Source organism: Vibrio sp. RM-69-4, assembly GCF_024743775.1.
Taxonomy (GTDB): domain Bacteria; phylum Pseudomonadota; class Gammaproteobacteria; order Enterobacterales; family Vibrionaceae; genus Vibrio; species Vibrio anguillarum.
This window is the reverse complement of the sequence record NZ_JAMQXI010000088.1, coordinates 1-9,801: the sequence shown is the minus strand read 5'-3', so window position 1 is coordinate 9,801 and position 9,801 is coordinate 1. Positions and strand designations below refer to the sequence as shown.

General features: G+C 40.4%; 10 protein-coding genes. All 10 read left to right on the top strand.

The features are described from left to right. Nucleotides 1–23: 23 nt before the first annotated feature. The 10 genes from NB504_RS17775 (at nt 24) to NB504_RS17700 (ending at nt 9,670) form a co-directional block, all read left to right on the top strand. Nucleotides 24–593, top strand: coding sequence for a DUF2726 domain-containing protein (locus NB504_RS17775; RefSeq protein ID WP_258429507.1), 570 nt, complete (start codon nt 24–26; stop codon nt 591–593). Nucleotides 594–1,268: 675 nt separating this feature from the next. After that, nucleotides 1,269–1,907, top strand: a complete 639-nt coding sequence (locus NB504_RS17770) for a DJ-1/PfpI family protein (protein WP_088729505.1) — start codon at nt 1,269–1,271, stop codon at nt 1,905–1,907. A gap of 228 nt (nt 1,908–2,135) precedes the next feature. Then, entirely contained in the window at nt 2,136–2,771 is a 636-nt protein-coding gene (locus tag NB504_RS17760; RefSeq protein WP_094127560.1) for a CatB-related O-acetyltransferase, read from the top strand. 141 nt (nt 2,772–2,912) lie between these two features. Then, entirely contained in the window at nt 2,913–3,377 is a 465-nt protein-coding gene (locus NB504_RS17750) for a hypothetical protein (protein ID WP_258429505.1), read from the top strand. A 1,685-nt stretch (nt 3,378–5,062) separates the two neighbouring features. Further along, on the top strand, nt 5,063–5,482 hold the full coding sequence (locus tag NB504_RS17745) for a GNAT family N-acetyltransferase (protein ID WP_064626929.1): 420 nt from the start codon (nt 5,063–5,065) through the stop codon (nt 5,480–5,482). 677 nt (nt 5,483–6,159) lie between these two features. After that, nucleotides 6,160–6,441 carry a hypothetical protein gene (locus NB504_RS17735; protein WP_258429503.1) on the top strand — a complete coding sequence of 94 codons (282 nt, stop codon included), beginning with the start codon at nt 6,160–6,162 and terminating at the stop codon, nt 6,439–6,441. Between the two features lie 53 nt (nt 6,442–6,494). Next, complete coding sequence (locus tag NB504_RS17730; RefSeq protein ID WP_258429502.1) at nt 6,495–6,977, top strand: hypothetical protein; 483 nt, start codon at nt 6,495–6,497, stop codon at nt 6,975–6,977. Nucleotides 6,978–8,222: 1,245 nt separating this feature from the next. Continuing rightward, a complete protein-coding gene (locus NB504_RS17720; RefSeq protein WP_064626913.1) occupies nt 8,223–8,513 on the top strand; it encodes a hypothetical protein in 291 nt (96 codons plus the stop codon). Nucleotides 8,514–8,703: 190 nt separating this feature from the next. After that, nucleotides 8,704–9,189 (top strand): GNAT family N-acetyltransferase, encoded by a 486-nt coding sequence (locus tag NB504_RS17710; protein ID WP_170888461.1) that lies wholly within the window; start codon nt 8,704–8,706, stop codon nt 9,187–9,189. Between the two features lie 151 nt (nt 9,190–9,340). Continuing rightward, on the top strand, nt 9,341–9,670 hold the full coding sequence (locus NB504_RS17700) for a hypothetical protein (protein WP_094144297.1): 330 nt from the start codon (nt 9,341–9,343) through the stop codon (nt 9,668–9,670). Nucleotides 9,671–9,801 lie beyond the last annotated feature (131 nt).

Here is a 9,801-nt window from a genome sequence, read left to right as displayed (position 1 = left end):
ACAAAAAGGAGAAATAGGCGTAGATGTTTGAAATAATTATCATCGTAGCGTTTGGCTACATTGTATGGAAACTTAAAGGAAATAATACGCCGAAGCCAGCTTCATGGGATTCGCCAAATCAAACTGCTAGTAAGCGTAAAGCTAAATTTGAATTAACTGACGTACCTATTCCATCTAATGTAAAAATTGAGCATAAAAAGCAAAGCCATTTAGCAACTGAAAATGAGCGGAAACTCTATTTTGCATTACAAAAAGCTCTTCCTTCGGAGTATGTAATTCATAGCCAAGTATCACTAATGGCTTTGGTTAAACCTGTTAATTTTAAGCATAATTCTCGAACGTGGGCAAAGCGAATGGACTTTGTCATAACGGATAAGGCCACAAAAATTCTAGCAGTTATCGAACTCGATGATTCTACGCATAATTGGAAAAAAAGGCAGGAACGCGATCAGTATGTAAATGAAGTCCTAGATGGACATCATCCATTAGTGCGCTTTGATACAAAGAATTTCTATGAACCGTCTGAAATCGCAAAAGTTTTGTCGCGAGAAACTGAAATTAAGTGTAATAAGTTCGAAGCTAATTTTGTATAACAAACGGCTCAAGAGGGATTGCCAACGCTTGGCGACTTTAGTGCAAAATTGAAGTTCAGTGTTTACGGTGTGTTTTTTGAGTCCGGTGGTGCGTTGTCAACCCCTTAGCCGGGCGTTATGCAACTCAGGTAAATTTAGGGGTTCAATCTTTTAGGATTTCTCCGGCTATTCGTTTGGTGTTGTCGGCAAATGAGCTTTTTTACCCTCAAATTCGTGGTTAACTTAAACCGTAAAACAGGCAAGGTTCTTTGTTTGCCTCAATCAGTTTTTGCGTTGGCGCGTTGTGAATTTAGCGTGCGCAAAGTGTGGAAAGGGCAAGTTTATCGAGCATTTTGTACTTGCTGAAAGTCTTGCTTGTTGAGTTTGTCTCATTCAAAAGCTTGGTTTGTTGTTGAAAGGTAGACTTTGTTTTGGCGGCTCATTTATCACGGCTCTGGCTTTGGTTGGTTCTTGAATCACTTAACCATTGCAATTGTGGCTTTTGGTCGTGTAAATTCAGTTTATCTCATTGAATTTGCATAACAAACGGCTCAAGAGGGATTGCCAACGCGTGGCGGTTTTAGTGCAAAATTGAAGTTCAGTGTTTAAGTGTGTTTTTTGAATCCGGCGGTGCGTTGTCAACCCCTTAGCCGGGCGTTATGCGATTCATGAGATCAGCGAAAGGAATAGAAATTTATGTACAAAGTTGGCGTTGTTATATTTGATGATTTCACAGATGTAGACTTTTTTCTTATGTATGACTTGCTTGGGAGGACAACCGATAGTTGGACGGTCAACATACTGGGAACTAAACCTGAACATCATTCCCACCTTGGTATGAAAGTTACAACAGACGGGCATATTTCAGAGGTGACGAACCAAGATGTCGTTCTTATCACTAGTGGTAAACGTGGTATTCCAGCAGCGATGAAAGATGCTGAATTTATGTCAGCGTTGAGCCTTGACCCAAACAAACAGCTAATTGGCTCGATATGTGCTGGTTCATTCATCCTTCATGAGCTCGGTTTACTAAAAGGTAAGCCATTAACAACCAATCCAGATGCTAAAAGTGTTCTACAAAAGATGGGAGGAGACGTTCAGGATCTGCCTCTAGTAGTAGAAGGTAACATAGCCACTGCCGGAGGTTGTCTTTCACTGATGTATCTCATTGGTTGGGTGGCAGAGCGGCTGTTTGACTCAAGTAAACGAAAAACTATTCAGAATCAATTAATTCCAGCCGGGCAGTTAGAACTTTTTGAAGAGCTCATTACCACAACTATTCAGTCAGCAGAGTTGAAAAATTCGCATAACAAAGCGTTTAAGAATGATTCGTAACGCTTGGCATTTTTAATTTGCGTTGGTTTTGGTGTTTAAGGTGCAATGCAGAAACTTCGGCATTGCGTTACTCACACCTTAACGCGGCGTTATGTGCTATCATTCACGCCTTTCAATTAACGGTGTTTTTTATGAAACTTATTCCTCTTTTAAAGCAGCCACGCATTCACTGACGGCATAGTGTTATTTCAATAATTCTTATTATTTAACATTAGCTTGAGGTTTAGTATGCACAAGAAGCATTGGTCAAAATTTCAGTTACTCCATGAGGTAGTAACTAACCCTAATATTTCTATCAAAGGTACTCATAGTTATTACAGTGACTGCTGGGACAATGGATTTGAGGAATCTGTTGTTCGGTATCTTCATGGTGATGAAGTGAGTCGTGAATGGGAACCTAGGTGGGAAATCGATAAACTCCATATTGGTGATTACGTTTGCATCGGCGCAGAGGCAGTTATCTTAATGGGTGGTAATCATACCCATAGGGCGGATTGGTTCTGTTTATATCCATTTATGGACTACATTGATGAGGCGTATATAGGCAAAGGTGATACCTTTATCCATGATGGTGCATGGCTTGGGATGAGATCAATGGTTATGCCTGGTGTGACAATCGGAGAAGGAGCCATAGTTGCTGCAAATAGCGTGGTAACTAAAGATGTTGCCCCTTATAGTGTTGTTGGTGGCACGCCTGCCAAATTAGTCAAATATCGTTTTGACGAATCGGTAATTGCCGAACTGTTGAAAATGCAAATCTATAATTGGCCCACAGAGAAGTTTGAAGCCTTAAAGCGATATCTATGTGCATCAGACATTCAACAACTAAAGAGCGCAGCAGCAGCTTACGATGTTGAAAAATAGCACATAACAAACGCTTCAAGAGGGACAGCCAACGCGCGGCATTTTTACTATGCGTTGTTTTTTGTGATTACGGTGTTATGCAGGAAGTTGGTAATGGCGTTGTCTGCCCCTTAAGCGGGCGTTATGAGTTTAGGAGGAAAAATGTATATCTGGAATATCGAAGGTTTAAAAAAAGATATTAAAGTTGAAAGGTTGACAGAAAAAGATAGATTTATATATATGTTCCTAACTTCCATCTTTACTGTGTTGGGTTTCGAGTTTGCTCTCAGAATGCCTGTTGAGCCCAGAAATATATGGGATACCATCAATTCTCTATCTTCTGTTCTGATCCCAATTCTGGGTACATTCTTGGCTTATAGAGCAAATGGGGCTGACAATGGCACTGATTTCCTAGGACGATTTTTTAGTATTAGCTTTGTCGTTACAGTTAGGTTCTTTGCTCTATTAATACCGATGCTTATTTTGTTGTCAGCTTACTATATGTCGGTTGCTACTGAAAATGATGCACTGGTAAGTTCAGCCGAGGACACTTTACCTTTTATCGCTTGGCTAGGCTTACTTTACTATCAGGTAGTTAAGCATATGGGCGCGGTAGAACACTCATAACAAAGCGTTAAAGTGGGATTTGGCACGCGTGGCATTTTCGGTTTGCGTTGGGTTCAGTGATTAAGTCTCTGTGCGGTAGCTTTTGTAGTGCGTGCCTGCACCCCTTAACGCGGCGTTATGCAACTCAGGTAAATTTAGGGGCTCAATCGTTTGGGATTTCTCCGGCCATTCGTTTTGTGTTGTCGGCAAATGAGGATTTTCACTCTCAAATTCGTGGCTAACTCAAACCGTAAAACAGGCAAGATTCTTTGTTTGCCTCAATCGGTTTTAGTGCTGGCGTGTTGTGAATTTAGCGGGTGCAAAGTGTAGAAAGGGCAAGTTTATCGAGCATTTTGTACTTGCTGAAGTTTTAGCTCGTTGAGTTTTCCTGATTCAAAAGCTTGGTTTGTTGCTGAAAGGTGGACTTTGTTTTGGCGGCTCATCTATCACGGCTCTTGCTTGGGTTGATTCTTGAATCACTCAACCATTGCAATTGTGGCTTTTGGTCGTGTAAAGTCGGTTTATCTCATTGAATTTGCATAACAAACGGCTCAAGAGGGATTGCCAACGCTTGGCGGTTTTAGTGCAAAATTGAAATTCAGAGTTTACAGTGTGTTTTTTAAGTTCGGTGGTGCGTTGTCAACCCCTTAGCCGGGCGTTAGCTAAGGTTAAGAAAAACCATAAAATTAAGCGCTTATTTTTCTTAGTCTGAGGCTCTAGCTTTACACCTGAAAGTCAGCACTTTTCCTCGTATCTCGCCAGTGGCACTGTTCGTGAAGTGCTTGAACTAACCGAAGTCTGTTTACGGGAAGTGGTGTGTTTGTTTATTTCTTTGGTGTGGCTTCTTTGGTTTTGAAGCTCTTTCGCGTTTAAATGGATTTTGCGCATTTGGTTGTTGGCTTCTTCGAAAGAATTCTTTGTAAATTTAAGTTCTAGAAGCTCGTCAAGTTTTCCTGTTATTTCTTCTTTGCCAAGTGCGTTTCGTGGGTTAGGTTTTAGTTTCTCAGTTGTCCGTTTTACTTTGTCGCTTGAAAGCAATAATGTGTTTTAAATTAAGCTATTGGGTAGTCAATCTCCGGCTAAAGTGCAACAGCTAACAAGCGGCTCAAGAGGGATTGCCAACGCGTGGCGGTTTTAGTGCAAAATTGAAGTTCAGAGTTTACAGTGTGTTTTTTGAGTTCGGCGGTGCGTTGTCAACCCCTTAGCCGGGCGTTAGGCAAAGTGAGTTTTTATCAGCTAAATCGAGTTGGAATTGAGCGGTAAATTCCATGTTTTCTGGCTTAAGTTAAGCAATAAATAATCATCACATATTTGTTGTTTCTTGATCGCGTTGAGTTGCTTTTCGTTGTGAGTTTAGCGGCAAAATAACCTTCAGCATCCAAACGTCCGCCGAGCATGCTACGCTCGTCACTTTTCTTCCAAATCGCTCAATTTTAGTTTTTTGTTTCTTTGCTGATTCAGCATTTTGGTTTATAAATGAATCGGTTAGTTTGTTTCAAGTTTACAAAAAAGCTCGTTCTTTGGTTGTGAAAGTGCCGGTGTCAATTGGTTGGCCTAACAAACGGCTCAAGAGGGATTGTCAACGCGTGGCGGCTTTAGTACAAAATTGAAGTTCAGTGTTTACGGTGTGTTTTTTTGAGTTCGGCGGTGCGTTGTCAACCCCTTAGCCGGGCGTTATAAGCAAATTCAGCCCCAGAGGATGAAAAATGGAAATCGAGTACAAAGTAAACCATCCAATCTCAGTTGAACAATTCGTGAGTTTACTGAAAAAAACTTCATTGGGTGAGCGTCGTCCTTTGGATAATGAGTCAACTATTCAGGGTATGCTCGACAACTCTAATTTAATTGTGACCGCATGGCTGAACGATCAACTTGTAGGTGTGGCTCGCTCAGTGACAGATTTTCACTATTGTTGCTATCTGTCTGATTTAGCCGTTGATGAAAGCGTTCAATCCAATGGTATAGGTAAATATCTGATCTTAGTGACTAAAGAAGAATTGAGCCCAAGCTGTAAATTGGTTTTACTGTCAGCGCCGAAAGCGCAAGGTTATTATCCGAAAATTGGTTTTGAAGCTCATAATAGTGCATGGGTTTTGTCTAGTTCTGAACAGTTGAACATCAATTAAATCAAGGTGTTATTTGCTTATAACAAAGCGTTCAAGAGGGACAGCCAACGCGTGGCATTTTTACTATGCGTTGGTTTTTGTGGTTACAGTGTTATGCGGAAAGTTGGTAGTAGCGTTGGCTGCCCCTTAACGCGGCGTTATGCAACTCAGGTAAATTTAGGGGTTCAATCTTTTGGGATTTCTCCGGCCATTCGTTTGGTGTTGTCGGCAAATGAGCTTTTTTACCCTCAAATTCGTGGTTAACTTAAACCGTAAAACAGGCAAGATTCTTTGTTTGCCTCAATCAGTTTTAGCATTGGCTTGCTGCCAATTCAGCGTGCGCAAAGTGTGGAAAGGGCAAGTTTATCGAGCATTTTGCACTTGCTGAAAGTCTTGCTTGTTGAGTTTGTCTCATTCAAAAGCTTGGTTTGTTGTTGAACGGTGGACTTTGTTTTGGCGGCTTATTTATTACGGCTCTGGCTTCGGTTGGTTCTTGAGTTACTCAACCATTGCAATTGTGGCTTTTGGTCGTGTAAAGTCGGTCAATCTTATTGAATTTGCATAACAAACGGCTCAAGAGGGATTGCCAACGCGTGGCGACTTTAGTGCAAAATTGAAGTTCAGGGTTTACGGTGTGTTTTTTAAGTTCGGTGGTGCGTTGTCAACCCCTTAGCCGGGCGTTAAATGGTTAGGAAACAATGTCGAATATAATAGAAATAGATTTTTCAAAAAAGTTAGAGATAACAATTGATAATAAGCTTCCAGTCGGGCTAGAAGATCTTTCTATGTCTTTGTTATCGTTCAACAGGCAGTTCCATAAATTCGTGGAGTCCGAGACCGATGCGTTAACAGATGTTGGTTCGGAATTACTGATTAAAGAAGTAAGAAAAGGTTCAATTATTGTAGAGCTAGTTTCACAGGCAGCGCCTATAGTTCCATTAATTTGGGAAGGTGGCTCGTTAGCTCATGGGCAAGTGTAGTTCAGAGCACTTGTAACTGGTTATTAGGTAAAATTAATCAACCCCCCAAAGATATGACCAAACAAGATTTGCAAGAGTGGAACAAAATTGTAGAGCCAATTGCTAAAGACCATGGTTCGCAAATGAACATTAATGTTTCAGATGGTGGTCAGGTTATCAATCAGTTCATACTCGATTCCACTGAAGCTGCTGCAATTCAAAATCGTATTTGTCGCTTGGTTGAAGATATGGATACTCCACAAGAGAATAAGCACCTTAAAAAGGTAATGTATTGGTATCAAACCAAATTTGACCCTAATTCAGACACTGGTAACAAAGCTATTATCGATGATATATCAAAGTCAGCTTTAAAAGTTATCTTTGAAAACAACGCACTAAAAGAAGCTATGTTGCACCCTGATCCATCTTTAGGTAAACCTTGGCAAGAGCTTGCATTTGTCGTTGATGTTGAGGTTCAAACCGTAAGAGGTAAGCCTAAAATGTACAATGTCCTCAACTATTACCCTGAATACACATTTGACCCTGACGAGGAATAACCATTTAACAAACGCTTCAAGAGGGACAGCCAACGCGCGGTATTTTTACTATGCGTTGGTTTTTGTGATTACGGTGTTATGCGGGAAGTTAGTAGTAGCGTTGTCTGCCCCTTAAGCGGGCGTTATGTGTTGGATGAGTTTTTAAGGTCAAGACTACGATTTCATTGAAAATTCGTTCCGTGTTTCCGGCAAGTTGGCTTGGTCGAAATGGATTCTTGAACAACTTGATATTGATCGTTTTCAAGGTTCTTGGGTTGCCTCAATTGAGTGCTGGATCTGGTTTGCGTTGGGTTTCGGTGGTTTCAAATCGCTTTAATTGAAATGTCTTTTTGACTGACTCTCTTGCTGAAGTTCAGCTCTGAAAGTCTGATGAAGCAAAAGGTTTTGTTGTGGCTGAAAAGGCGCTTTCTTTGTTGTCGATTCTGTAAGTGGTTCTCTTTGGCTAAGATCGCTGTGAAATCTAGGTTTTGGTAAACATCGTTTTTGTACGTAACTTGTTCAAATTCCTTCATTTCTACGGTGGTTTACTTTGAATTCACGGTAAAATTCACATAACAAGCAATTCAAGTGGATTCTCAACGCGTGGCAGTTTTACTATGCGTCAGGTAAAGTGTTTACGGTGTTATGCAGCGGCTTGGTCAGTGCGTTGTTCACCACTTAATTGGGCGTTATGTGTTGGATGAGTTTTTGAGGTTAATTCTACGATTTCATTGAAAATTCGTTCCGTGTTTTCGGCAAGTTGACTTAGCCGAAATGATTTTGTGGAACTTCTGAAGTTGATCGTTTTCAAGGTTCTTGGGTTGCCTCAATTAAGTTTTGAATCTGGCTTGTGTTGAGTTTCGTCAGTTTCAAATCGCTTTAATTGAAATGTCTTTTTGACTGATTTTCTTGCTGACATTCAGCTCTGAAAATCTGGTGACGCAAAAGGTTTAGCGGTTGCTGAAAGTGCGCTTTCTTTGTTGTTGATTCTGCAAGTGGCTCTCTTTGGCTAAGATCGCTGTGAAATTTAGGTTTTGGTAAGTATCGTTTTTGCAGGTAACTTATTCAAATATCTTCATTTCTACGGTGGTTTACTTTGAATTCACGGTAAAATTCACATAACAAACAATTCAAGTGGATTCTCAACGCGTGGCAGTTTTACTATGCGTCAGGTAAAGTGTTTACGGTGCAATGCAGCGGCTTGGCCAGTGCGTTGTTCACCACTTAATTGGGCGTTATGTTTTCGTGATAACTTGAGGAAAAGAGATGGATTTCATTTGGTTGGTTTTAGCTTTTGGCGCGGCTGCAATATTCTACTATTTTGTATCATATTCGAAGCCACAGGATGATGATTGGCACAAATTGCCGACACTTGAGAATTATTTGATAAAGCATCCTGAATGTAAAACAGCAGATCCAGAAAGTGCTAAATGCTTTAGTTGTGGTTCAGACAAAGTGATTTTCCAACCATTAACAGCTCATGCAGATCCTCGTTATAAACATATTTGCTTATCATGCAAAAAAACACTTTTTAGAAGTAAGGCAATAATGTCTTAAACTAGTTGAAATTCCTAAGTTTATTCTTAACAAAATCAGCTGGTTGGAATAAAACATAACAAACGGTTCAAGAGGGACAGCCAACGCGTGGCATTTTTATTATGCGTTGGCTTTTGTGGTTATGATGTTATGCGGAAGCTTAGTAGTGGCGTTGTCTGCCCCTTAACCGGGCGTTAGGCATAAGGAAATTATGGAACTCATTCAGCTAAATGAGAGTGAGCTAAAAATGTTGCGTGATGGTCAATCTGAGCTCAAGTATATAATTGACGGAATTCCACCAAATCATGTTTTAGAACGCTCTCTTAATCATTATCGTGATTCAATTTGTGAAGTTTGGTCTTTACCATACTTTATAAAGTCAAATGACCAGCTAATTGGTAGTTGTGGATTCAAGAACCCACCGTTCAACTGTCGAGTTGAAATCGGTTACAACGTAGCTTTTGGGGTTCAAGGCAAAGGTATTGCAACATTTGCAGTTAACAAACTTTGCCAAATTGCGTTTGAATCTGGTTTAGTCAAAGTTGTCTTTGCATTAATCTCTTCTGAAAATTCGGCGTCACTCAATGTTGTTCGCAAAAATGGATTTATTTATAAAAATATTGCTGTGGATAGTGATGGCGAATCATTAGAATGCTGGGAATTAAGCAATAATATCAATGCGTTGGGAAATGCCTAACAAACGCTTCAAGAGGGACTTCCAACGCGTGGCATTTTTATTATGCGTTGGTTTTTGTGTTTACGGTGTTATGCGGAAACTTGGTAGTAGCGTTGTCAGCCCCTTAAGCGGGCGTTAGCACACAGACGTAAATTTAAATTAAGGAGAAATAATGAAAAAGGTATTTATCGATCATCTGTTTAGCAAGATCGTTGAAGGCAGATATGAGAAAGCTTTGTCAGCTGCGGCTACTAAAGCAAAATTAGAGCAACTTGAAGATGTTCGCAACGTGATTCAATCAGCTTACGGTGAAGAAGCCGTTCAAAATGTTCTTTGGTATCGAGAAGTTAAGCGCTCATTAGAACAATGTTTAGAGTTTATCGAAAACCCTCACTCACAAGTCACGGATGCGGATTTTGTTATCTACTTAGGATATGCACGAACGCAGCTAAAAGAAGCAGAAAGAATCATTGACTCAGAACTAAGTGAATTAGAACTGTAATTGCCTTAAACAACTGTGTGCTAACAAACGCTTCAAGAGGGACAGCCAACGCATGGCATTTTTATTATGCGTTGGTTTTTGTGATTAAGGTGTTATGCGGAAAGTTAGTAGTAGCGTTGTCTGCCCCTTAA